This is a genomic window from Stieleria sedimenti (genome assembly GCF_025060895.1).
Lineage (GTDB): Bacteria > Planctomycetota > Planctomycetia > Pirellulales > Pirellulaceae > Stieleria > Stieleria sedimenti.
On the sequence record NZ_JANZKV010000144.1, the window covers coordinates 14,287 to 38,694 of the forward strand.

A 24,408-nucleotide genomic window follows, 5' to 3' on the forward strand; every position below is an offset into this window, starting at 1 on the left:
GCCGGAGGAAGGCAGATGTACTCGTGTGCTGTTTCTCTTTTCTCATATTTTGACCAACCAATTTTTTGACCAACCTTCCCGCCCATTTCAACGCGACGAACGACGCCGATCGGTTGCAGGGACGTCTCTGAACCTGCCGAGCGAACCTGAGTTCCCGCAATCGGTGTCAGTCGCGATTAGCGAGAAGTGTCATAAAACGCGACATCGATCTCCGGTTGCTTGCTAACGCCACTTGTCGGGGAACTCATCGATCTCAATGCCCCAGACCACCGGCAAGATCCAGTAGACAAAGACCGTTAACAGCAAGATCGAAATCACGTTCATCCAAATGCCGGCACGCACCATGTCGGGAATCCTCAGGTAACCCGATCCGAACACGACCGCATTGGGCGGCGTTGCGACCGGCAGCATGAAGGCACACGACGCGGCCACCGTCGCGCCGACCATCAACAAAAACGGGTGCACGTTCATCGAAACCGCCATCGACGCCAGGATCGGCAACAGCATCGACGTCGTCGCCAGGTTCGATGTGATTTCGGTCAGAAAGTTGACCGACGCGACCAGGATCAGCACGAGCAACAGCATCGACACCGATTCCAACAGCGTCGTTTGTGAACCGATCCAAACCGCTAAGCCGCTCGACGTGAACCCTTCGGCGAGCGCCATCCCACCACCAAACAGCAAGACAATGCCCCAGGGCAACTGTTTGGTGTCTTCCCACACCAGCAATGGTTCTCGTTTTCCCTCGGCGTCCACCTTGCGACTGGGAATCAAGAACAGACACAGCCCGCCGGTCATCGCAATGATCGTGTCATCGAGCAGCGGAAAGAGTCTCAGTTGGTTTTGAATAAACGAGCGGCTGATCCACGCCAACGCGGTGATCGAAAACACGGTGAGCAGAAGTTTTTCTTCGAGTGAAAACGTCTTTAACGCGTCGAGTTGCTTTTGAATTTCCTGACGTCCGCCGGGGAAGGTTTTGTGGCGGAAGTGAAAGGCAAAACGTGTCAGATAGACCCAGCAGAGCGCGAGCAAGATCAGGGAGATCGGCAGCCCAAACTTGAACCACTGCAAAAAGCTGATTTCCACCCCGTAAATTTCTTGCACCACGCCGGCCAGCACCAGATTGGGCGGCGTTCCGATCAGGGTCGCGATGCCGCCGATCGAAGCGCTGTACGCGATTGCCAGCATCAATGCCTTGCCAAAAATCTGGTTTTCGCTGGCGTCGGTTTGCGGGTTGTCACGCAACTGGGCTACGATCGCCATTCCGATCGGCAACATCATCACGGAGGTCGCGGTATTGGAAATCCACATCGACAACCCCGCCGTGGCGACCATGAACCCCAAAATGATGCTGGTAATGTTCGTGCCGATCAACTTGATGATATTGAGTGCGATCCGCCGGTGTAGATCCCACTTTTCGATCGCGATCGCGATGAGGAATCCGCCAATGTAGAGAAAGATGTAACGGTGGCCGTACTGCGACGTGGTGGCCTGCAACTGGACCGCCCCGGTCAGTGAAAACAGCACGATGGGCAGCAGCGCCGTCGCAGCAATCGGGATCGCTTCGGTCACCCACCAGACCGCGATCCAGGTCGTCGCGGCGAGTACCGCGTTGGCTTCCGGGCTCAATCCCTGCGGATGAAAGAACAGCAGAATCAAAAAGAACAGAACGGGCCCGGCGATTCGTCCGACAAGCTTGGCTGAAAAGGTCATGGAGTGGGGTTGTCTCGCCGGTGAACGCTACGGCCGCGGATGGACCGGGGGGTAAGAAGATTTTGGAGGTAGGAAAATTGTTTGGAGCACGCCGATGGTCAATCGGAAATCTGTTCCACGACTCGTTTACCTGCCGTCGACATCTTCCTAGCTGCCCGCTGCCATCGTGTTTGCCCGCCGCGCCTAAGCGGATCTCCAACGGCAACGATCTTTCCAGAGGCGTGCCTTTTGACGGATCGGACACTTTATCAGATCACGGCCGTCAAGACACACTCGTGGCCCCGGACCGGAAACACAATCACGCGACTGACCATCGGCAAGTGATTCCACTGAGCCAATCTTCCTACCCCCAAAATTTTCCTACCTCTCCACCGAGCCCTTACGAGTTGGTGGGAATCTGGGGAGGGATGGCAGCATGACTCGGGGCAGAATGATGGGACGGATAGGCTGTCGCCCGGTGCGGGTAGAAACGAAACGATTTTGCTCAGTCCCGGGCGGCACCGGGCAACGAGGGTGAAATCGAGCCTACCGCTCGCGACATCGGTTATCCTAGTGGCCGCGGAAAGTGAGCCCGCCTTTCCACTCCCTCCCACGATTCAGCCCCCGCCCGATCTCCCGATGAAACGTTCTTGCGAATTGCTCTCGTTCACGATACTGGTTTCCTTTGTCGCCGCGTTGGTGCCGCCACCGCTCGCCGCCGAGACGCCTTCGCCGCGGTTCCAGAAACTCGTCCTCAGCGAGTCCTTTCACAGCGAGGGTGCCGACGCCGCCGACTTCAATCGTGACGGACATCATGACATCGTGTCGGGGCCATACTGGTACGAAGGCCCCGAATTCCGCACGCGTCATGCTTATGCGGTGGTCAAGGATTATTCGATCAAAGGCTACTCCGATCACTTCTTCTCCTTTGCGCGTGATTTCAACGGCGACGGACAGATCGACATTTTTTCGATCCCGATGCCCGGGACGGCGGGAGTGTGGTACGAAAATCCCGGTGACGGGGGCGGTTCGGATGTTTGGACCAGCCATGTCGCATTGCCGAGTGTGGACAACGAGTCGCCGACGTTTGCGGACATCGACGGTGATGGAATCGACGAACTGGTTTGCATTCACCAGGGTCGCTACGGTTACGCCGAACCAGACAACGCCGATCCGACGCTGCCTTGGCACTTCACCGCGGTCAGCGACAATCGGGGCTATGGGCGATTCACGCACGGACTGGGTGTCGGCGATGTGGACGGCGACGGACGCCCCGACCTTTTGGAGAAAGATGGCTGGTGGCAACAAACCGAAACGGCGGGCGCTCCCTTCACGTTTCACCCGGTGAAATTTGCCGCCTCGGGCGGTTCGCAAATGTTCGCCTATGACTTTGATGGCGACGGCGACAACGACGTCCTGTCCGTCCAAAACGCACATGGTTATGGACTGAGTTGGTTCGAACGACGCGGCTCGGGCGACGACTTCCTGTTTGTCGAACACCCAATCCTGGGAAGCCGGCCGTCCGACAATCCGTACGGTCTGGCGATCTCGCAGATGCACGCGGTTGCCTTGACGGACATCGACGGCGACGGCGTCCTGGACATCGTGACGGGCAAACGATTCTGGGCGCATGGCGGGAACGACCCGGGTGCCAGCGAATTGCCGGTGCTGTATTGGCTGCGAACCGCGCGGTCCGATTACGGCGTCGACTTTCATCCCCATTTGATTGACGTACGCGTCGGCGTTGGGACTCAACTAACAACCGCGGACATCGATCGCAACGGTCACGTCGATGTGATTGTCGGTAACAAGCTGGGCACCTACGTGCTACTCAATCGCGGCACCGCCGAATCGCCACCGACGCCGTCGACGACCGCGCCGCATCGGGTGGGCAGTGACGAGTTTAAAAACGCGGTCAGGACGACGGAACCGCTAACACCGGAACAGGAGCAACAAACCTTCGTCCTGCCGGCGGGGTTCAAAGTCCAACTCGTCGCGGCCGAACCTGAGATTGCCAAACCGATGAACATGGCGTTTGACACCAGAGGCCGACTGTGGGTCAGCAGCAGTGTCGAGTACCCGTTTCCCGCTGCCGATGGCGAAGGACGCGACACGATCAAGATCCTGGAAGACACCGATGCCGATGGTCGCGCCGACAAAATCACCACCTTCGCCGACGGACTGAATATCCCGATCGGATTGTATCCCTATCGTGACGGCGTGATTTGCTACAGCATCCCGAACATCTGGTTGTTGCGTGACACCGATGGTGATGACAAATGCGACACGCGCGAAATCTTGTACGGCCCATTCGACTACTCGCGTGACACGCACGGCATGTGCAACGGATTCACCCGTGGACTCGACGGCTGGCTGTATGCCTGTCACGGATTCAACAACCAGTCTTCGGTGGCCGGCAAGGATGGTCACAACGTCACGATGCATTCGGGCAACACCTTTCGCATTCGAACCGACGGCTCGCGAATCGAGCACTTTACCGACGGCCAGGTCAATCCGTTCGGGATGGCGATCGACCCGAACGGCGATTTGTTCACCGCCGATTGCCACACCAAACCCATCACGTTGCTGATGCGGGGCGGCGTGTACGAGGGTTTCGGCAAGCCCCACGACGGACTCGGATTTGTCCCCAACGTGATGGAGCATCTGCACGGCAGCACGGCCATCGGCGGGATTGCGTTGTATCACGACGATGCGTTTCCGCCCGTCTTTCACGGCAACGCCTTTGGCGGCAACGTGATGACCAGTCGGGTCAACCGTAATTCGATTCACCATGCCGGATCAACCGTTTCGGCTCGAGAAGAATCCGATTTCATGATCTCCGGGGATCCCTGGTTTCGCCCAGTTGATTTGCAGACCGGCCCCGATGGTGCTTTGTATGTTGCCGATTTCTACAACCGCATCATCGGCCACTATGAAGTCGGACTCGATCACCCCGGACGTGATCGCCAGCGAGGACGCATCTGGCGAATCGTCTATGACGATGATGCAAGGACACGTCGCGATGTGCCTGCCGTCGCGTCGATGGATCCGCCCAAACGCGATGACTTTTCCCAAATTTCTCGCGCGATCGAGCAACTGGAATCGGCGAATCTGACGCGGCGGTCGATCGCATCGGATCAACTGGCTGATCAGTTCGGTGCAGAGGCGATCGAACCTGTTCGTCAAGCGTTAGCGCATTGTGAGACCCCCGACGCCAAGGTTCACTTGCTGTGGGTGTTGCACCGCTTGGCAGCGATCACCGATGGCGAGATTCAAGCCGCTGCACAGGACGAAAACGCCCGGGTGCGTTCGCATGCGATGCAGATCATCGGTGCCAGCGGCGACGCGGGCGAGTCGTTGCAGGAATGGTTAGCCGCCGGACTCCACGATTCCGATGCAATGGTTCGGCGTCGTGCGGCGCAGGCCGCGGCGATGTTCCCGTCGCTGCAGTTGACGAAGGAACTGATGGAAACGCTGCATCAGACGCCGGCGTCGGATCCACACTTGAGGCATGCGATTCGCATGACGTTGCGCGACCACTTACGTGACGCCGAACGCTTTCGTACCTTCACGGCGTCGCTGCCGGCCCGCGACGTCAACGCTGTGATCGATTTGTGTCTGGGCATCAAGACCGACTTTGCCGGCGAGTTCCTGGCGGCTCATGTGACCGAACTGCAAGGCTTGGCGCCCGACCAACTTTCGACGTATCTGTCATTCGCCGCGCGTTATGCGTCGCCGGAACACCTGGGCACCATCTCGCAAATGGCGCAAACACGCTTCGCAGAGGACCCGGACTTCCAGGAGGATCTGCTGCGTTCGATCCAGACGGGACTTCGCCAGCGCGGCATCGCGTCTCCACCGGTCGTGGTCGCTTGGGCGACCCGTTTGGCTCGATCGTACCTGGGCATTCCAGGCGACGGCGATGCTCTGCCCGAACGTCCCAGGCAAATCGGTTGGACCTATTTCCCCTACCCCGGGACCCCCGACCATGGCAATCCGTGGGTGCCGTCGACCAAACGCAATTCGGCCGACGGCGAGCAAGCATCGAAATTGCACAGCAGCTTTCCGACCGGGGAATCCAAAACAGGGATCTATCGCAGTGACTCGTTTCGGTTGCCAGAGGAATTCTCGTTCTATTTGGCCGGTCACGACGGTTTCCCCGACAAACCGATTCAGCAATTGAACTTGGTGCGATTGCGGGACGCCGCCACTCAAGCGGTCCTGCAAAGCTGGAGTCCTCCGCGGAACGACACCGCACATAAGATCACTTGGAAATCCGCCGACGCGGCCGGACGCGAGGTGTTCGTCGAGTTGGTCGATGGTGATACGGCCGGGGCTTACGCATGGATGGCCGTCGGACGGTTTTCGGTCGATGGTTTGAACCCGAGCAACGAAGCGGCACGTTTCACCCGGGCGGCACGGCTGATCGGAGAGTTCCGCATCGGCGAACTCGCCGGCGTGGCGAAACAGCTTGTTGCGGATCCGGATGCCAGCGGTGCGTTGGCAGCGGAATTCGCCGCCGCGTTGGTCGCCTTCGATCCCACGTCGCAACGATCTGCCATTGCCGAGTCGCTCTCGATCAACGGCATTCACCGCATCCTGCGCGGCGAACTCGCCAACGTTTTGTTGAGTCCCAAGGACGACACGGTGGCCGAGACACTTGGCAAGGTGACCAAACTGGCAACCGCGGCGGAACAATTGCGGATTGCCGGAAAGCTCTCGTCGGACCAAGCCGGCGTGGAAACGCTGTTGATGCTCGTCGAAGCCGGCCAGGCGTCACCGCGTTTGCTTGTCGCGCCTGCGGTCCGCGGCAAACTGGATAGTCTGGCGACGCAGGAACAATCGCAACGGATCTCCGAGTTGACAAACGATTTGCCGACCGAAGATCAAACCTTGATCGCTGCGATGAACACACGCAAAGCCGCGTATTTGGTCGGCGGCGGTGACGCGATCGCCGGAGGCCAGTTGTTCGCCAAACAGTGCGCCGTCTGCCATCAGGTCGCGGGCAAGGGAGTCGCGGTCGGACCGAACCTGGATGGCGTCGGCAACCGCGGTTTGGATCGGTTGATCGAAGACGTGCTGACGCCCAATCGAAACATCGACGCCGCCTTCCGCGCCAGCGTGGTGCTGACCGAAGACGGGCAAGTTTATAGCGGGCTGATCAAACGGACCGATGGAACACAGTTGGTGATCGTCGATCAGACCGGCAAAGAAATCAACGTGGCCGTCGACGAGATCGTCAGGCAAAAAACGGTTGCCACCTCTCCGATGCCCGCCAACTTTCATGAAACGCTGGACGAGGGGCAAACCAGAGATCTGTTGGCGTACCTATTGTCGTTGACGCATTAGATCGCCGACCAGTATGCGGCATCGCCAGCTCACCGCGCGAGGTGAAACCGTCGATTCACCGTTCGACCCTCCCCCCGCTGCGCTCGCCTCTCCCTGCCAGGGAGGGTGACTGGAGAGGTGTAGACACCAATCTCTGACGCCTGAGGAAACTCTGTTGAATCATCCCACAAAAATCTTCGGTACGATCGGGCTAATCGCGGTCTATTTCACGTCGTCTTACTTCGTCGGTGAATTTGCGTACATCGCGGTCTTGGGCGTTCTGGTTGCAGCATGGTTGTTCCGGATCACCTTTCCGCTGCTGTATCGGCTGGAACAGCGAATCGGCCGCTGGGAATCGCGTCAGGATGTCGACCCGGATGAGTGATTCGATCGCCACCGAGCAGACGCATCTGATGTGAGGGATTCAATCGGTTACGATGGTGAGTAGGCGGACTCTTTTTGAGGTTTTAGGCAATTGCGGAGCAAAACGATGAATCGAACAGCAGGCACCCCTCGGCGAAGCTTCTTGGGCGTGTGTGGCGGGGCAACCGCCGCGTTGGCATTGAGCGAGCTTGACATCATCAACCATTTGCCGCGTGTCAGCGCGGCCGAGGCGACACTTGGCCAACAATCCGTTCGTTTCAGCGACGACATTGAACCCTTGGTGCGATTGCTCGAAGAGACGCCGCGCAATCGGGTCGTGGAAGTGTTTGCCGACAAGGTCCGCAGCGGCACCTCGTATCGTGAAGTGTTGACGGCGTTGCTGCTGGCCGGCGTCCGCAACGTCGAACCAAGGCCGAGTGTGGGTTTTAAGTTCCACGCCGTGCTGGTCGTCAACTCGGCCCACCTGGCCAGCCTCGCGTCGCCCGATCAAGATCGTTGGTTGCCGATTTTCTGGGCACTCGATTACTTTAAATCGTCCCAAGCCCGCGATGTCCAGGAAGGAAATTGGACAATGTCAGCGGTGAACGAATCGTCCGTCCCGGCACCGCATCAGGCGCGTCAAGCGTTTGTCGATGCGATGGACAACTGGGATGTCGATGCGGCCGACGCCGCGGTCGCGGGATTCGTCCGATCCGCCGGCGCGAACGAGGTGTTTGAATTGATGGCCCACTACGGATGCCGCGATTTTCGCAGCATCGGCCACAAAGCCATCTTCGTGGCCAACAGCTTTCGCACCTTGCAATGCATCGGCTGGCGGTATGCCGAACCCGTGTTGCGTTCGCTGACCTACGCGTTGTTGAATCACCACGGAGAGCCCAATCCGGCGAGCAGCGACTTGGCCCCCGACGCGGCGTGGCGGGTGACCGATTCATTGGTCGACGGCTTCGATGATCAATGGAACAGCGGCAAACTGGATTCGTCGGCCTCGCTGGCCCATTTGCAAACCTTGCGTGATGCCACGCCCGAACAGGCGGTGCGGGAAACGGCCAAGCTGATTCAGTCCGGCATCCATCCCCAGTCGATCGCCGATGCGTTGTTCCTTTCGGCCGGTGAGATGCTGATGCAGCAACCCGGCATCATTTCGCTGCATTCGTCGACGACCACCAACGCCATGCAATACGCCTATCGGACGGCCCGAGATCCGAAGACCCGGCTCCGGCTGCTGTTGCAGAACGCCGCGTTCATTCCCCACTTCCGATCGTCGATGCAGTCGCGTGGGAAGGTGGCGACTCAAAGCATCGATCAGTTGCAACACGTGGAAGCTCCCGAGCAGGCAACCTCGGTGACCAAGATCTTTGAACTGATCAACGACAATCGCGAGGAAGCATCACGTGGCGCGATGGCGTTTCTGGCAGCCGGCGGTCAGGCCGAACAAATGATTCACACCGCCCGCCAATTGGTGTTCCTCAAAGGCAACGATTCCCACGATTACAAATTCAGTTCAGCCGTGCTGGAAGATTTCTATGCGGTCTCGCCGAATTTCCGCAACAGCTATCTGGCCGCGTCGACCTATCTGTTGCCTGGAAGCCGTGATCGAGATAACGGACTGGTCGATCGCATTCGATCCGCGGTCGGGTAAGGGGATCGTTTGAGATTTCAGAGATGTGTGGCACTTCTGAATCCCTTCAGGCCTTGGCGTTCCAGCCCCCTTGCACCGGTGGCTACCCGGCCGATGCCATCGAATTTGACGTCGGCGGGGTGTTCTTTTGTTAGCGGCACTCAGCTTCCGCCCCAGACCAATTTCAGGTAGCGAATCTTGTTAAAGCTTCTCCTGCTTGGGATCTTTCACATGATCCACTCAGCCCTACAACCGCTGCATGATCCCGCGATAGGCAGCTTCGTCGATTTCACCGGTCAGGAAGCGATAGGTTGCCACGTACTTGCCCACCCGCGAGAGGTCTCGTTGGAAGCGTTCACCGCGGAGCAACACGCGGTCCAGAGACAGGTTGTCGCGCAAATCAGACAATTTGACTTGCCGGGCGAGTTCGTTTTCTCGCAACCGAATCACGTAGTCCTGGTACGACGTTTCGCTGCGGTGGGTCATCAGATCGACGCCTTGGACCACCCGATCGCTGAACCCGTGTGATCGCAGATCGTCCAGGGTGACTGGTGTGTCTTCGACCAAATCATGCATCACGCCAACCATTTTAGCCTCCAGCGAGTCGACGCCCATCATCACGCGGATGCAATGCAAGATGTAAGGCTGGCCCGACTTGTCGGTGATTCCGGCGAAGTGTTTTGCGGCCAATGCGATCGCGTCTTCGAGTGTCGCAGGCATGATGTTGGATTCCTTGCCATTGGAGGAACAGAAAGTTGAGTGAAACGGTTCCAGCCGATGCCAAGACTGGAACAGGATTTGCGAATCACAGCAACGGCGGCGAGTGTCGTGCCAAAAAGACCTCCCGCTGTCACACCATCGTCCTTTCCACCGCATTGCCGAGCCATGCACGCTGCTACTGAGACTTACGGAACCCCCCGCCACGCCGTGGCCTATGAAATGACGCCGACCCATCCGGTGCTGATCGGGTACCTCTACTGGATTCTCGGCATCTTTGGTGCCCACCGATTCTACTTCGGCCGACCGATCACGGGGGTGCTTTGGTTTTTCACCGGCGGCGTGTTTTTGATCGGCTGGATTGTGGACCTGTTCTTGATCCCGTCGATGGCCGAAGACGCGTCACGGCGGTACCGCAGGGGACGGATCGATTACACGCTTTGCTGGGTGCTGCACACCTTTCTGGGTCTGTTCGGCGTGCACCGCTTGTACATGGGCAAGATCTTCACCGGTGTGCTGTACCTGCTGACCGGAGGCTTGCTGGGTGTCGGGTTCGTCTATGACCTGCTGACCCTGAACGAGCAGATCGATGAATTGAATGCGTGGGAGTAGGGGAGCGGGTCGCGGAGGAGATCGCGACGACGCCGGGAGGGTGCTTTGGCATCGTTGTTGGCATCGGTGGGTGCGGGGCCGCGGAAAGCCCTCCCCTCGCTGCGCTCGACCCTCCCGCTCAGAGGTCGTGCAGTTTTTAAGTCGTGGATCACAAGGGGTTTTCGTCACTCTCCCCCTGGGAGAGTCGAGCGTAGCGAGGAGAGGGTTTTTGTTGCTGCTCGGGACGCAACCCTGGCCGGCGAAGTGAACACCGCGATTGACCGTTCGACCTCCCCTCGCTTCGCTCGACCCTCCTGCCAGGAGGGTGACTTTAAAAACTGCACGACCTCCTCACGGGAGGGTTACTTCTTGACTTGATGCGCCAGCCCGACGTGCAAGCGAGGGACGCCGCGTGCACCTTTGCTAACGCGTGCGCCGCTTACGCGCCGAGTTGCTCTCGCATGGAGGTCTTCGCGGCGTCGAGTGCTGCGGGCAGTTTGCTGGGGTCTTTGCCGCCGGCTTGGGCCATGTCGGGGCGACCACCGCCGCCACCGCCGACCATCTTGGCAGCCGCGCCGACCCATTGGCCGGCTTTCAAGCCTTTGTCGACCAGCGTGTGACTGAGGCCTCCCACCAGGACCACTTTGTCGCCCTGGACGGTGCCGAGCAGCACGGCCGATCCGCCGGAGGATTTTTTGCGGATCTGATCGATCCAGCCTCGCATGACGTTCGGGTTCGCACCGGGGACTTCCGCCACAACAATCAAATCGTCGCCGACCTTTTCCCCTTTGCCGATCAAGTCATCCGCGGTGATCTTTCCGCCGGCGGTGGCTTCTTTTAATTGCGCGACCAAGCTGGCGCGGTCGGCGAGCATCGAATCGATCCGCGCGAGCACTTCGTCTTGAGAGACATTCAACCGTCGCGTGATCTCACGGACGCTGGCGCGGACGCTGGGATAATCGCTGACGTCCGCGGCGGGGCAATCCGCGGTGACTGAAAAGGCGTCGGCATGCTCGGACGGTTTGCCGCTGGTGAGCTCCTTCTTCAGCTGTCGGACTTCGCCGGCCAGCTGTACGATCGCACCGCCGGCATGAGCCGGGTCGGTGCCGAGCCGCGCGGCGATGTCAGCAAGCAACATTTGCGTCTGTTGACGATGCTGCTCGGCGCGGGCGCCGGTCAGGGCAACGATTCGACGAGTGCCGGCCGAGACGCTTTCTTCGGCCATCAATTCAAACGTTTGAACGCTGCCCGAGCGGGTGACGTGCGTCCCCGCGCAAAGTTCTTTGCTGTAGTCGCCGATGGAGACCATGCGGACGGGGTCGGGGTACTTTTCACCGAACAACATCATCGCGCCGGCCTGGCGGGCTTCGGCCAGCGGGAGGGTCTGCCAGGAGACCTCGGCGTCTTCGTCGATCCGCGTCATCACGTCGCTTTCGATTTTCACCAAGACGTCGTCGGGAATCGGTTTTTGGTTGGTGAAATCGAAACGCAAGCGGTCCTCTTCGACTTTGCTGCCCTGTTGTTGGGCGTGGTCGCCGATGTTGGTGTGCAGTGCGTGGTGCAGGATGTGGGTGGCGGAGTGGGCGCGGGCGAGGGCGCCGCGTCGATCGGTATCGACGACGGCTTTGCAACTCGCGCCTTCTTTGATTTCGCCCTTGGTCAGCTTGCCGTGATGGACGATCAGGCCGCCGTGTTTCTGGGTATCGTGGACGATGAATTCGAAATCATCCGAGCTGATGACGCCGGTGTCGCCGACCTGGCCACCCGATTCGCCATAGAACGGTGATTCGCTGAGCACCAAGCGGAATTCGGCGTCGCCGGGACGGCTGATGCGGCTCAGCAACTGCCCTTCGTCGTCTTTGTCTTTGCCGTCGCCGGTGATGATGCCCTTGATCGTCGCGGTCGTCTCGGTCGCGTCGTAACCGACGAACGGCGTTTCCCGCAGTGCTTCTTTGAGTGTTTCCAGGGGACCGGTCTGAAACAGTTCGACTTGTCCGGCACCGCTGGCGATCGCGTGTTCGTGCATCGCGTCACGATAGCCCGGCCAATCGAAGGTAAAATTCTTTTCGGCGGCGAGGGTTTGCAACAACTCCGGGGGGACGCCGTAGGTCGTGTTCAATTCCGCGGCTTCTTTACCGGGGACCATCACCGCGTCTTCTTCGTTCATCTCCTCGAACAGTTGTCCGATGCGTTTCATGCCGCCGTCGATCGTTCCGAAGAACGCATTCTCTTCCGACTCGATGACTTCGCTGACGCGTGGGATGGTTTCGCTCAGTTCGGGGTACGCGGTTCGGCTGGCGTCGGCGACCGCGGCAACGAGCTTGTGCAGGAAGGGCTCGCGGAGATCCATTTGGTACCCGTCCAACACCGCGCGTCGGATCAGACGACGGACGACATACTTGGCCTTGTCACGTCCGGGGTAGACGTTCTCGTGGATCGCAAAGGCGCAAGCCCGAGCGTGGTCGGTGATCCGGCGCAGGCGTCGACCGTTATCGCTGTCGGGGTCGTAGTGCACGCCGACGACGTCCGCGGCGGCATCGACGATCGGCCGCAGGGAATCGATGTGGAAGTTGGTGGAAACGCCTTGCAGGACGCTGGCGGTGCGTTCCAGCCCCATGCCGGTGTCAATGTTTTGGCTGGGCAGCGGTTTGAGATTGTCCGGCGGGTCGCCGACGCGATTGAACTGGGTGAAGACCAGGTTCCAGATTTCGACGTCACTGCCGTCGTCGAGGTGATAATAGATTTCGCTGCACGGACCACACACCCCGTCGGGGCCTTCGCTGGGTGCCGAGGCGGGCCAAAAGTTTTCGTCTTCGTCCATCCGCACGATCCGATCGTCCGGCAACCCGATCGACTCTTTCCAGATCTCATAGGCCTGGTCATCGTCTTTGTAGACCGTCACGGACAATTTGGCCGGGTCGATGGCCAGCCATTTTTTCGCCGTCAAGAATTCCCAGGCCCACGCGATGGCTTCCTTTTTGAAATAGTCGCCGAAGGAGAAATTCCCCAGCATTTCGAAAAAGGTGTGGTGATAGGCGGTCCGGCCGACGTTATCGATGTCGCCGGTTCGGAGGCATTTTTGGCAGGTCGTCGCGCGGGTGAAATCGAGTTTCACTTTGCCCAGAAAGTGATCCTTGAACTGGTTCATCCCGGCCGGGGTGAACAGGACCGAGGGGTCCCAGGTGGGGACCAACACATCGCTGGGCTTTCGGACGCAGCCCTTGGATTCAAAGAATTCGAGATATTTTTCGCGGAGTTCGTCGGTTTTCATGGGTCAACGCACGGAGATTGAAAGAAGTGCAGTGCCGCCGATGATATCGGATGGATCCGATTTCTCGTAGACGGAGCGTTACAGCTTTTCCGCCGGCGTCGGGACATTGGCGATGCGAATCAGCAAAACCGTTTGTTGCTCCATTTGGTCGACGTTTTTGCCCCCGAACATCTCCGTGCCGAGCCCCTTTCGATCGGCCGTCTCCGAGATCACAAACAGGTCGCCTTCGCCGCCGATCAGTTCGAATTCCATCGCGTCGAGCGACCAGGATTGACGGCGGACATCGATCCGCAAGGCCGCATCCCCCTGGACCCAGTCTTGCTGCATGTCGCCGTGCTGGATTTCGGGGCGCACCCGGAGTCGGATTTGTGCGGCCGAGCTGCCCGGCTGTGGCGTGACCGCCAACAGAAACTGGGGGTCTCGCAGCGTTTGGCCGATCGGTTGCGGTTCCTCGTGGATGATCACCACGTGGTCGCCTTGCACCGGCAATCGAACCGGCAATTCATAGCGTTTTCCCAGTCGCATCGGGATCGTCTTGGAGCCTTCGGATTGGTGGCTGGAAACCGAGACCGAGCTGAGGAATTCGGCGACGACGTCAGGCGGTTGGGCCGATTGCAGCGAATCGAGTTTGCCGACCAAGCGGTCCAGCTGAGCCGCTTTTCCGATCCGTAACCCGTTGTGATAGAGCACCTTTCGGGTTTCCGGCGGCAGCACGGTTTCGTCCACCCATTGCCACATCGATTGCAGCTGGTCGGGATCGGCCGGGTCGAAGCGGATTTGGACAAAACGCGTTTCCAGCTGGATCGAACGGGGGATTTTTTTCAGCGGTAACGCGGCTGTCCGGGTGTCTTGATGCGGATCGTCATGGCCGGGCCAGTTGGACCACGAGGCACAGCCGGCCAGCAAGACCGGGGCGGCGAGAAAGGGAATGGCAAGCAACAGTGTCATCGCCGGTGGGCAGCGGCGGCGGGTTTTGCCGGGCGGTCGATTCGATCGCGGCGGGAGGTGGCATCGCGGCATGGGCAGCTTTTCGGCAAGGAATCGGATGTGTCGGGGGCCAAAAACGGCATCGGCCCGTCAGCGTCATGGCGAACGTCGGCGACCGCGATCAGGCGTCGTTTCACGCCCCTGGACTACGAATTGTGCGGACGGCGCGTCAAGACAGAGCGGCCGCAGATTCCTCTTTTCGTGAAACACGACTTTCACTAAAGTGCCCCGATCCCGCATCCCAGCTGCCCGTTTCCCGCAACGTCGAAATGAATTTTGGCCGTCGTTCGGGTAGCTGAAAATGTATTGTTGCTGTGGCCAAGGAGGAGCCCGACCATGTTGTTGGACCGGATCGATATCGACACTCACGGCCCCCTGACTCGTGTCGAGCTGGGGCCGTTTTCAGAATGCTTGAACGTGATTTGCACGCCGGAGGGTTCTGGGAAAACGGCGATCGTCCGCTTCATTCGGGACTCGTTGATCCGACGCGACTATCCGCTGGGGATGATGAGTTCCTCGGCCGGACGCGTGGTCTGGGCCGACCGCAACGGAAAAATCCATTGCCGACGTGAACATGACGGAACGCCCAGCGGACGACGGACCATCGAATTCGAATCCCGCGGCGAAGCCTCTCATCGATTCGATTGGCTACACGGCAGCTGGATCAACGGAATCGCCGATTCGACCGACGCGACGCGCGCCTTGGAATCGATTCGCATTCCCGAGTCGATCGTCGACGGCATCGTCACCGACACCGCCGTGATCAGCGTTTCCCGAGTCATCGGGGCCTGCCTCCGCAGCGGATTGGGCGACCCAGCCTTGTTCGCCGGATTGCCGGTCAATCGTTCCACGGTCAGCGGGCTCTCGCCGGCAGCTTCGGCCGACCAGCACACTCCGCGACGGGCGATGCGCGATGAACTGGCCCGCATCGAAGCCGAATTGGCATCGATTCGGCAGGCATCCGCCGGCTCGCATGACTTCTTGCCGGGCGCCGAATCAATCGCGGCGCAGCGGCGGCAGCTGCAGACACGGCTGGCGGCCCTGCAATCGGCCCTGCAATCGGCTCAGCAATCCGCACGACCATCGGCACAGCGACCCGACGACAACGCACCGATCGGTGCAGAACTGGCCGAGCTTCACGATCAGATTTGGCAGCTTCGTGTCCGGCACAGTGAGCTGTCTCGCTGGCTAGCCCATCTGCAATTCGATCGAAATCGCGTTCGATACACCGCACCGATCACGGCGTCGCTCTCTGCCCGTGACGCGAGTGCTGAACTGGCCGGCGGGCGGGCGATCAGCCACGGCGCAGCTCTGGACGTCGATGCCGAATTGCGCCGCAAATTAATTGACGTCGATGCCCAAATCACACGCTGGCGTCGCGTGATGACGGAGTTGTCCGGTCTGCGCGAAATCATCTCCTCTGCCGTTGACCGTCACGCCTTGGATCGGCCGTTGCGTGAGGCGGGGGCGTTGCCGATGTCGGAACACATGCTGCGCCGCCAGCGCATGCATCACTTCCTTTCGTCGCTGGATCACTATGCCGGTGACCCTTCGACGGCTGCGTCGTGGGCTGCGTTCGCCGCCGGCGCCGGCCCGACGCGTTGGCCGGACGAAATCGATTTGCGGATCGAAGCGATCGTGCGCCAAGTCGATTGGCTTGCGGCCCGCTACGATCACCCACACTCGGCGGCTCCGGTCTGGTATCGCGATCTGCCTGCGGATCTGGCTTATCGGGGAAGTCACTCGCTGGTGCATTCGCTCCGCGCGATCCGAGACGAATTGCAAACCGTTCGCCGGCACGGATTCCGGTTTGCGTATTCCGCGGCCGAACCGTCGCGAGAGGCACACGCCGCCGAACACGCCCTGGCCGTGCGTCGAGACCACGAGCTGTATGACTTGCGACGCAGCGAACAGTGGGTCGTCGCGACGATCGAGCGACTGCTGGCCTATCGCGAAGGCTTGGTTCGCAATCGACAGTTGGCAGAACGGCTTCGCTATCCGTCTTGGTTGGACGAAGCCTATCATCGGCAAACCTGGTCGGCCTGGTACATCAATCACCTTGATGGTGAAGCGATCGCGCGGAGCAAAGAACTCGATCAAGTCACCGCACAACTCGATCGCTATGTCGCCCGGGCGGCGCGGCTGCGTCGTCAGATGTTGGCCCAGCCGATCAGCCCCGTCGCCGCAACGCAGACCGCCTACCCTGGCCTGGGTGCTTCCCAATGGACCGGCTTTGACGTGGGATTGGGATACACCGAACGGGCAGATTTAGACCTCGGTGATCTGGGGCTAAGCGGCGTTGCGTGGGATCCCGCGATGCTGCAAATGGAGATCGACGCGGTTGAGTCTGAATTGCGTGCACTCGACTCGCTTGCCGAGCCGAGCTTGGGCGCGACGCCGCGGGTGAAATGGCTGAAACGTCGTCGGGCCGAATTGATCAAAATGCTCGGCGTGCCCCAAGCGGTGTCCCGCTCGGCATCTCCGTTGGCCGATGAAGCGAGCCAATGGTTAGTCCGTCTCTCCGGTGGCCGGTTGTCGCGGCTGGATTGGAACGACGCAGATTTCACCACCGCACCCGGCCAAATCGAGACTGCGACCCGCGTCGGGTTTGCCAAGATCGATGGGCGTGAAGAAGCGAATTGCCCCGCGGCCGATCGGGCGCTGGCGGCACTGGCACTACGCATGGCCGCAGCCGACTTGCTGGCCCGAACCGGACGCGCCGTCCCGCTGGTGATCGAAGTCCCGCGCGAACTGTTGTGCCATCAAGATCTCGGCGAGACGTTGGGTGCGATCCCCGCAGGCTACCCCAGCCCTGCCGGCGGTTCACCCATGACCGGCGCCAACCTTTCAGTGCTCGCGGCATTGGACGACTTTGCCAAAAATGGACGACAAGTTGTGTTGTTGGCCAGCGATTCGATGTTCGCCGACCAAGTCGCTCGCCACGGAGGCCAGGTGTTCACGATCCATGGTCAACGCGTCCGACACGACCATCGACCGCTTTGGAGCCCACATTATTCGGACGAAGGCTACGCCGGTCCCCACGCGGCATCCCACTTGCCGCCGCGTTCCAATGCCCTGGGTTCCAATGACCTGGGGACCAATGACCCGATGCCGCACAGCGATGCCTTCGTGGACCGCTATCACGACGAGTACTTTGATCACCTGCCGATCGGTGCCTCGCTGGCCGACATCAATCGCAACCTGGATGCCGTGTGGCAGGAAGCGTACGGGATTTCACCCTACGCCGAATCGCTATCGCGCGGACAAAGGTCTCCCGTGCCAGCTCATTCGACGTCGCCTTATCCAGGCTCGCCCTACGCGGAGGCGGCCTACGCAGACACGCCGTACTCAGACTCGCCCTTTATGGGGCCTGCCTATGCGGGGTCTGCCTACGCGGGGCCGGTATCATCGGCCGCACCGGTTGCTCCCGCCACGCAGGCGATGGCCTACCGGGCGTCGATGCCGGCGGGATCTCCGGATCCGACATTCGTTGATCCATCGCAACACGATGCAGGGCATTGGCACGACGGATATTATTTCGCCGATTCCTACACGACCGCGCCGGCTGCCCAGTCGACTCGCCGTGCATCTGCGATCCACCATGCATCAGCGGCCGCGTCTCGGTCGGCGGCGGAGCACCTGCCATCCAACGCGTCAGGCGATCCGGCGGCCAGCCGGCGCGGACCGGTGTCCCCGTTTTTTCTGTCCGTCGACAGCCCCATCGATCAAGCGCCTTCGATCGACGCAGTCGCCGCGGCGCGTTTGCGCAGATTGCAGGTCACCCACATCAACCACCTGATGAACCAGGACCCCAACCGGTTGGCCGATTCGCTCGGACTGGCCGGCGTGACCGCGGCGACGATTCGGCGTTGGCAGGCCGAGAGCCGCCTGGTTTGTCATGTTCCCCAGTTGCGTGGATTCGACGCCCGGGTGCTGGTCGGATGCGGAATCGCCGATGCGGGGCACCTTTCATCGATCGACCCGGCCGATCTGCTCGATCGTGTGGAAGCGTTTTTGGCGACCGAGCGCGGACAGCGGATCCTGCTCAGCGGCACCAGTTACGAGCTTTCACGGATCACCAGCTGGATCGCAGCGGCAAACGTGGACACCGACGACAACCCGTTGGGCATGGTGCGAGACCACCAAACCGTTGACGGCCGGGTGCTCCGCCAGCAACGCGAGCGTCAGCCGCTCGATGTCAAGTTAGACGACGATCGTTCTGAATACGAGTTCGTCGATGACAACGGAAACGTTGTCCGCGCTTCGTCCAATCGAACCCGGTCAAGTCGGCGTTCGTCCGGCTCGCGGCAACGCAGTGGCGGACTGCCCGGTCGGTCGAGCGGTCGAACCAATGGGCAATCCAATGGATCACGAAACGGCAGTCGATCTGTCAACGGCACCGCCCGCAGCCACGAGATCGGTTCCGACGGACGCAGTCGTCGCGTCAGAGAGTCGGAGTCACGGCGCGAAGCGGATTCGACGGAAACCGTGAATCAGGGCTACCGGACCAGCGAGTCTGAAAGCGACCGGAGCGACCGCACGCGAAGCCGGCGCGATAGCGACGGGCGATCGCGTCGTTCGAGCAGCCGCTCGTCACGACGCGGATCCGAGCATTCATCATCGGGACGTTCTTCGTCGGAACGTTCGCGACGACGGGAGCGGGTGCGCGATGAGACCCGATCGTTCGACTCCGAAAGCGGTGACAAGGAGCTTCGTTTTTATCTTCAACGCGACAGTCCCATCGTGGACGCGCCGTCGATCGGAGCACGGATGGCTGAAAAACTTGAAGCGGTCGACATCGTCACCGTGGACGACTTGCTCCGTGCCGATGCGGCCGACTTGGCCGATCGCTTGAACCACCGGCGGATCGACGCGGACGTGATCACGGCGTGGCAAAACCAGGCGATCTTGGTTTGCCGAGTCCCGATGCTGCGTGGGCACGATGCGCAACTGTTGGTGGCTGCGGATGTCACGACGGCAGAGGAAGTCGCGGAGTTTGACCCGAGCGAATTGTTCGCGTTGATCGACCCGATCGCCCGAAGCAACGAAGGCAAGCGGATCCTCCGCGGAGGCCAGTTGCCGGATCTGGAAGAGATCACCGAGTGGATTCAGTATGCGGCGTTGAGTCGCGAATTGGTGGCCGCGTAGGGCGCGGGGCACCACCTCGTTCCCAGGCTCCGCATTGGGAACGAGCCGACACACAAAACGTACGAGTCAAGCGTACGAGTCAGCAGGTTCTTGATTGCCCCTCAGTACGTTTGCTTGCAAATCGTATCACCCACAAGCCAAGAGTGATTCCCGCAAATCGTTGGATTTTTGATCCAGGCTCTTTGCCAACGGCGTGATCATCGCTTACCCTCTCGACAAATCTTGCCACCCTTCAATTGCCCGACCAAAAGGAGTTTGGAATGAGCACGCGAATTCCACTGAGCCGCGCCGACGAGGAAGCTCGTCTGCGCAACGAGCGTTTGGATTTGAGTATCGCCGAGATGGGGTTGTCGGTTCGCACGACGAACTGTCTTGAAGAAACCGGCATCCTGACGGTGCGTGATCTATTGGGCGCGACGCCCAAGCGTTTGCTGTCGATCAGCAACTTCGGCGAGAAGACTCTCGGTGAAGTTTACGCAGCGTTGGAAGAGCTTGGGTTCTATCGCCCTAGCCGACGACCTCAGCAACCCCGTTGATATGGCGCGCTTTCTTCGACCCTGGAGCAAGAAACGGGGAAAGCGGTTCATCGGCACGGAGCTCCGCAGCCTGCTTTGGGAAACCGCTTTTTACAGCGGCGTTTTCTTGGTCGGCGTGTTTGTCGTGTCGTTGGTGGTGATCAGCCAGCTGTCTTCCTGGGACCAGCTGGCGACACTCAAAGAGCTAACGCAAATCCAGCCCGAAGCCGTGACGCCCGAAGAGCTAGAGGGTGGCGGCTTGGCGAGCTGGATTTTCTTCATTTTGGGGGTCGCGGCGATCGGATCCGGCGCGGGCGGATTGATTTATCGCCTGGTTCGGGTGGGGGCGAGCAATGAACGCCGATCGGCCATGGCCAAGCGGGCTTCGTCGATCGAGATCATCGTTCCGTCGGCGAGTGAGATCGAAAAGATGCCGTCGGTGCCACGCGGCAACGCGCTAACGGACAGCCCAGGGGAGCGTTTGACGTACCGTTTGGCCGCCGAGGGGACGTCGGGCAACGAGCTGGCCGGCCCGGCGCTGCTGGCGCTGCTCTGGAACGCGGTTTGGTTCGTGTTGCTGGCCGTGGTCGTGCTCGGATTCTGGCATTCGAGTCCGCGTTATATACTGACAGGACTGCTCCTACCGTTTGGCGGGGTCGGTTATTGGTCGTTTCGGTATTTTCTGGCCCAGTTGCGTCGATCGGCGGGGATCGGGCCGACGATTGTCGAAATCAGCGACCATCCGCTCTACCCAGGCTGCAAATACCGCCTGTTCGTTTCACAATCCGGACGGTTGCGGCTGCGACGGCTGCGTGTACGTGTCGCGTGCGAGGAAGAAACGGTTTATCGTCAAGGGACAGATGTCCGGGTGGAGCGATATGAAGTTTTCACGCAAGAATTGTGTGCCGAACGCGATGTACGAGTTGACCCGCAGGCACCTTGGGAGCAACAATTCACGATCGACCTTCCATCCAATGTGATGCATTCCTTTGTGGCATCGCATAACGCGGTGCGATGGAAAGTGATCGTCTCTGGAGAAGCCCGTCCGTGGCCATCGTTCTGCCGAAGCTATCCCGTCGTCGTTCATCCTCCGGGCTTGCCTCCGAAACGCAGCCCGCGGTGAGTGTGTCGTTATGCCGCGAGGACGGCATCTACGAGGGCGGGAAAGAGCTCGCGGCGACCTGGCGCGTTTCCCGCGTCACCCTGGATTCGCTCAGTGCGATCGAAATCTCCGTGCTCTGGTACTCCGAAGGCAAGGGCGATACGGACCTGCACGTCCACCATTTTGAGCGTTATGAGGAAGAGCGGATTCGCCGCTTCGGGCTGGCCGACAAGCACTCGCTCTCCTGCATGCTGCCGGCGACGCCGTTGAGCTATCACGGCCGGCTGATCCGTCTGCGGTGGTGCGTGCGGATGCGATTGTTCCTCAGTGACGGCCGAGAAATCGTTGCCGACCAGCCGTTTTATCTTGTCGCCCCGCAGTCGATTCACAAGGGCACCGCCATCGTCGTCGGCGACGAACGCAGAAGTCGTCCCCAGTAGTGACCGGCCGGCGTCGGGGCTTTCGACTCGTGACGGGGCTCTGCCTCGTCACGCATGGTTCGCGAGGCTCCGGCCTCGCATCTGCCGGAGGCGGGAGCCTCCGTGGTCTTGCCTTCCCAGGCAGCAGCCTGGGAACGAGGCGTCGAGGCGTCTGACTAGCCTTTCATCGCGTCGACGACGGCTTGGCCCATGTCGGCCGGGGTCGGGGCGACGGTGATGCCGGCGGCTTCCAGTGCGGCAACCTTTTCCGTCGCCGTGCCTTTTCCGCCGCTGATGATCGCACCGGCGTGGCCCATGCGTTTTCCGGGAGGTGCGGTCCGACCGGCGATGAACGCCGCAACCGGCTTGGTGACGTGTTCCTTGACGAACGCGGCGGCTTCTTCTTCGGCCGATCCGCCGATCTCGCCGATCATCAAGATCGCTTCGGTTTGATCATCTTCCTGATAGCGTTTCAGCAGATCGATAAAGCTGGTTCCCACGATCGGGTCGCCGCCCAGGCCGACGCAGGTGCTTTGCCCGAGTCCGAGTGCGGAGGTTTGCCAAACGGCTTCGTAGGTCAGTGTCCCGCTGCGGCTCATCACGCCGACTTTGCCGGGGTTGTGAATGTAGCCGGGCATGATTCCGATCTTGCACTGGCCGGGGGTGATCAAGCCGGGGCAATTGGGGCCGATCAACACCGCGTCGCTGGCGCGGACCTTTTCGTAGACCCGCACCATGTCGATGACCGGCACGCCTTCGGTGATCGCGGCAATCACCTTGATGCCGGCATCGAGTGCTTCCAGGATGGCATCGGCGGTGAACGGCGGGGGGACAAAGATCATCGTGGCGTCGGCGCCGGTTTCAGCGACGGCTTCTTCGACGGTGTCAAAAACGGGAATCCCTTCGACGTTTTGGCCGCCTTTGCCCGGCGTCACGCCGCCGACCAATTGGGTGCCGTATTCGCGGCAGCCCAGGGTGTGGAATTTGCCCGCACTGCCAGTGATGCCCTGGCAGATGACTTTCGTACTCGCGTCAATCAAAATACTCATCGGAAGGTTCGTCTCAGTCGAGTCAGGTGTGCGATTGGTTGAAGGGTGAAACGAAGTGCAGCACTTCGGATTTCAGCTCTCAGGCTTCCCGGATGAAACGTGAGAGCTCAGGTTTCAAAATTGGGATCAAACCCCGGTCGCGGCGACGATCTTCTTTGCCGCGTCGGTGATGTCGGTCGCGTTGATGACATTGACGTCGCTTTCGGCCAACATCTTACGTCCCTCTTCGACTTCGGTGCCTTCCAAACGAACCACCAGTGGGACGTTAAAGCCGACGGTCTTGCTCGCCTCGATCAATGCACCGGCGATGGTGGTGCAGCGGGCGATGCCGCCGAAGATGTTGACCAGCACGCCCTTGACGTTGGGGTCGGACAACAGGATCCGAAACGCTTCGGTGACTTGTTCGGTGTTGGCGCTGCCGCCGACGTCCAAGAAGTTTGCCGGCTGGCCGCCGTGGTACTTGATGATGTCCATGGTGGACATCGCCAACCCGGCCCCATTGACCAGGCAGCCGATGTTGCCTTCCAGTTTCACGTAGCTCAACCCGGCATTGCCGGCGCGGAGTTCGCTCTCTTCCTCTTCGGCCAAGTCACGCAGGTCGGTGTAGTCGGGATGGCGGAACAGGGCGTTGTTGTCGAAGGTGATCTTGGCGTCCAGCGCGATCATTTGGTTATCGCCGGTGATGACCAGCGGGTTGACTTCGGCCAATTCGCAATCGGAATCGACGTAGAATCGGCACATCGCCGGCATGAACTTCGCCGCCGCTTTGGCCGCCGCGCCGCTGATGCCCAACTTCTTGCACAGCTTCCGCACTTGATAGGCTTCGAGCCCGACGGCCGGGTCGAAGTGTTCTTTGTGGATCAGTTCGGGGGTCTTTTCGGCAACCGTTTCGATCTCCATGCCGCCTTCGGTGCTGACCATCAGCACGGGTTTGGCGACGGCGCGATCGAGCACGATTCCCAAGTACAGCTCGCGGGCGATGTCACAGCCGGCTTCGACGAACACCTTGTTGACGGTCTGGCCAGCCGGTCCGGTCTGGATCGTGACCAGTTTTTTACCGAGCAGTCCGGCCGCGGCCGCTCGAGCTTCGTCGGCGCTCTTGGCCAGCACCACACCGTGCTGTTTCGGGTTGTCGATGATCGTGCCCTTGCCCCGTCCGCCGGCGTGGATCTGTGCCTTGACCACGGCGATCGGGCCGCCCAATTTTTCGTACGCCGCGGCAGCTTCGTCGGGCGTGGTGGCGACGACGCCGTCCAAGACCGGCACACCGGCCTGTCGGAAAAGTTCTTTGCCTTGGTATTCGTGGATTTTCATCGAGGTTTCGATCCGCGTGCGTGGAAGACGATGTATCGGTGGGACGGCTTCGTCAGCCCGAACCCCAGTTCCCGACAGCTCCAGCTGCCGAGAAGCCCCGAAGCGTGTGAGCCCCAAAGCGTGCTTGCAAGGACAGGTCGTCAGTGACAGACGCCCTTCGCAAAGGAAGACGGTCCCTGCGGCAAACGTCCCAGCAAATGCTGTACCCTGGTGCTCCGGCTAAGGGTCCGCGAATATACGTTCGCGGCGCTGGCGCCGGAACCATAGGCAGCG

Annotated in this window: 14 protein-coding genes; 8 read left to right on the plus strand and 6 right to left on the minus strand. The window is 60.4% G+C overall.

The window, feature by feature from the left end; all coding sequences use genetic code 11:
• Window positions 1–222 precede the first annotated feature (222 nt).
• Window positions 223–1,713, minus strand: coding sequence for an SLC13 family permease (locus NZK35_RS18000; protein ID WP_259633924.1), 1,491 nt, complete (start codon window positions 1,711–1,713; stop codon window positions 223–225).
• A 618-nt stretch (window positions 1,714–2,331) separates the two neighbouring features.
• On the opposite strand from NZK35_RS18000, the gene NZK35_RS18005 reads away from it, so the two are divergent.
• The 3 genes from NZK35_RS18005 to NZK35_RS18015 all read left to right on the plus strand — a co-directional run bounded on the left by NZK35_RS18005 (window position 2,332) and on the right by NZK35_RS18015 (window position 9,043).
• Entirely contained in the window at window positions 2,332–7,041 is a 4,710-nt protein-coding gene (locus tag NZK35_RS18005) for a PVC-type heme-binding CxxCH protein (RefSeq protein WP_259633925.1), read from the plus strand.
• 154 nt (window positions 7,042–7,195) lie between these two features.
• Window positions 7,196–7,405, plus strand: a complete 210-nt coding sequence (locus tag NZK35_RS18010) for a hypothetical protein (RefSeq protein ID WP_259633926.1) — start codon at window positions 7,196–7,198, stop codon at window positions 7,403–7,405.
• Between the two features lie 105 nt (window positions 7,406–7,510).
• Window positions 7,511–9,043: a hypothetical protein gene (locus tag NZK35_RS18015; RefSeq protein ID WP_259633927.1), complete on the plus strand. Its 1,533-nt coding sequence runs from the start codon at window positions 7,511–7,513 to the stop codon at window positions 9,041–9,043.
• 225 nt (window positions 9,044–9,268) lie between these two features.
• Here NZK35_RS18015 and NZK35_RS18020 read toward each other — a convergent pair whose 3' ends face one another.
• The gene (locus NZK35_RS18020) at window positions 9,269–9,742 is read right to left on the minus strand and encodes a hypothetical protein (protein ID WP_259633928.1); all 474 of its coding nucleotides are present in this window, start codon (window positions 9,740–9,742) and stop codon (window positions 9,269–9,271) included.
• A 219-nt stretch (window positions 9,743–9,961) separates the two neighbouring features.
• Here NZK35_RS18020 and NZK35_RS18025 point away from each other — a divergent pair, with 219 nt between their 5' ends.
• A complete protein-coding gene (locus NZK35_RS18025; RefSeq protein ID WP_407699803.1) occupies window positions 9,962–10,351 on the plus strand; it encodes a TM2 domain-containing protein in 390 nt (129 codons plus the stop codon).
• A 418-nt stretch (window positions 10,352–10,769) separates the two neighbouring features.
• Here the strand turns inward: NZK35_RS18025 and alaS are convergent, their stop codons facing one another.
• Together alaS and NZK35_RS18035 are read right to left on the minus strand one after the other, a co-directional pair.
• Window positions 10,770–13,601: an alanine--tRNA ligase gene (alaS, locus tag NZK35_RS18030; protein ID WP_259633930.1), complete on the minus strand. Its 2,832-nt coding sequence runs from the start codon at window positions 13,599–13,601 to the stop codon at window positions 10,770–10,772.
• Window positions 13,602–13,679: 78 nt separating this feature from the next.
• Complete coding sequence (locus tag NZK35_RS18035) at window positions 13,680–14,549, minus strand: hypothetical protein (protein ID WP_259633931.1); 870 nt, start codon at window positions 14,547–14,549, stop codon at window positions 13,680–13,682.
• A gap of 375 nt (window positions 14,550–14,924) precedes the next feature.
• Here NZK35_RS18035 and NZK35_RS18040 point away from each other — a divergent pair, with 375 nt between their 5' ends.
• From NZK35_RS18040 to NZK35_RS18055, 4 genes are all read left to right on the plus strand, one after another.
• Entirely contained in the window at window positions 14,925–19,736 is a 4,812-nt protein-coding gene (locus NZK35_RS18040; RefSeq protein WP_259633932.1) for a DUF4332 domain-containing protein, read from the plus strand.
• A 260-nt stretch (window positions 19,737–19,996) separates the two neighbouring features.
• Window positions 19,997–20,272 (plus strand): DNA-directed RNA polymerase subunit alpha C-terminal domain-containing protein, encoded by a 276-nt coding sequence (locus NZK35_RS18045; protein ID WP_145217789.1) that lies wholly within the window; start codon window positions 19,997–19,999, stop codon window positions 20,270–20,272.
• Between the two features lies 1 nt (window position 20,273).
• Window positions 20,274–21,374: a hypothetical protein gene (locus NZK35_RS18050; RefSeq protein ID WP_259633933.1), complete on the plus strand. Its 1,101-nt coding sequence runs from the start codon at window positions 20,274–20,276 to the stop codon at window positions 21,372–21,374.
• A complete protein-coding gene (locus NZK35_RS18055; RefSeq protein WP_259633934.1) occupies window positions 21,371–21,793 on the plus strand; it encodes a hypothetical protein in 423 nt (140 codons plus the stop codon). Before NZK35_RS18050 ends, NZK35_RS18055 begins: the two co-directional genes overlap by 4 nt.
• Window positions 21,794–21,948: 155 nt before the next feature.
• Here the strand turns inward: NZK35_RS18055 and sucD are convergent, their stop codons facing one another.
• Together sucD and sucC are read right to left on the minus strand one after the other, a co-directional pair.
• Window positions 21,949–22,821 carry a succinate--CoA ligase subunit alpha gene (sucD, locus tag NZK35_RS18060; RefSeq protein WP_259633935.1) on the minus strand — a complete coding sequence of 291 codons (873 nt, stop codon included), beginning with the start codon at window positions 22,819–22,821 and terminating at the stop codon, window positions 21,949–21,951.
• A gap of 126 nt (window positions 22,822–22,947) precedes the next feature.
• Window positions 22,948–24,135: an ADP-forming succinate--CoA ligase subunit beta gene (gene sucC / locus NZK35_RS18065; RefSeq protein WP_259633936.1), complete on the minus strand. Its 1,188-nt coding sequence runs from the start codon at window positions 24,133–24,135 to the stop codon at window positions 22,948–22,950.
• Window positions 24,136–24,408: the final 273 nt, after the last annotated feature.

Excerpts from the sequence above, each read along its gene's own strand:
- NZK35_RS18000 (WP_259633924.1), bottom strand. The coding sequence starts at position 1,713 with ATGACCTTTTCAGCCAAGCTTGTCGGACGAATCGCCGGGCCCGTTCTG.
- NZK35_RS18005 (WP_259633925.1), top strand. The coding sequence starts at position 2,332 with ATGAAACGTTCTTGCGAATTGCTCTCGTTCACGATACTGGTTTCCTTT.
- NZK35_RS18015 (WP_259633927.1), top strand. The coding sequence starts at position 7,511 with ATGAATCGAACAGCAGGCACCCCTCGGCGAAGCTTCTTGGGCGTGTGT.
- NZK35_RS18020 (WP_259633928.1), bottom strand. The coding sequence starts at position 9,742 with ATGCCTGCGACACTCGAAGACGCGATCGCATTGGCCGCAAAACACTTC.
- NZK35_RS18025 (WP_407699803.1), top strand. The coding sequence starts at position 9,962 with ATGACGCCGACCCATCCGGTGCTGATCGGGTACCTCTACTGGATTCTC.
- alaS (WP_259633930.1), bottom strand. The coding sequence starts at position 13,601 with ATGAAAACCGACGAACTCCGCGAAAAATATCTCGAATTCTTTGAATCC.
- NZK35_RS18035 (WP_259633931.1), bottom strand. The coding sequence starts at position 14,549 with ATGACACTGTTGCTTGCCATTCCCTTTCTCGCCGCCCCGGTCTTGCTG.
- NZK35_RS18040 (WP_259633932.1), top strand. The coding sequence starts at position 14,925 with ATGTTGTTGGACCGGATCGATATCGACACTCACGGCCCCCTGACTCGT.
- NZK35_RS18045 (WP_145217789.1), top strand. The coding sequence starts at position 19,997 with ATGAGCACGCGAATTCCACTGAGCCGCGCCGACGAGGAAGCTCGTCTG.
- NZK35_RS18050 (WP_259633933.1), top strand. The coding sequence starts at position 20,274 with ATGGCGCGCTTTCTTCGACCCTGGAGCAAGAAACGGGGAAAGCGGTTC.
- sucD (WP_259633935.1), bottom strand. The coding sequence starts at position 22,821 with ATGAGTATTTTGATTGACGCGAGTACGAAAGTCATCTGCCAGGGCATC.
- sucC (WP_259633936.1), bottom strand. The coding sequence starts at position 24,135 with ATGAAAATCCACGAATACCAAGGCAAAGAACTTTTCCGACAGGCCGGT.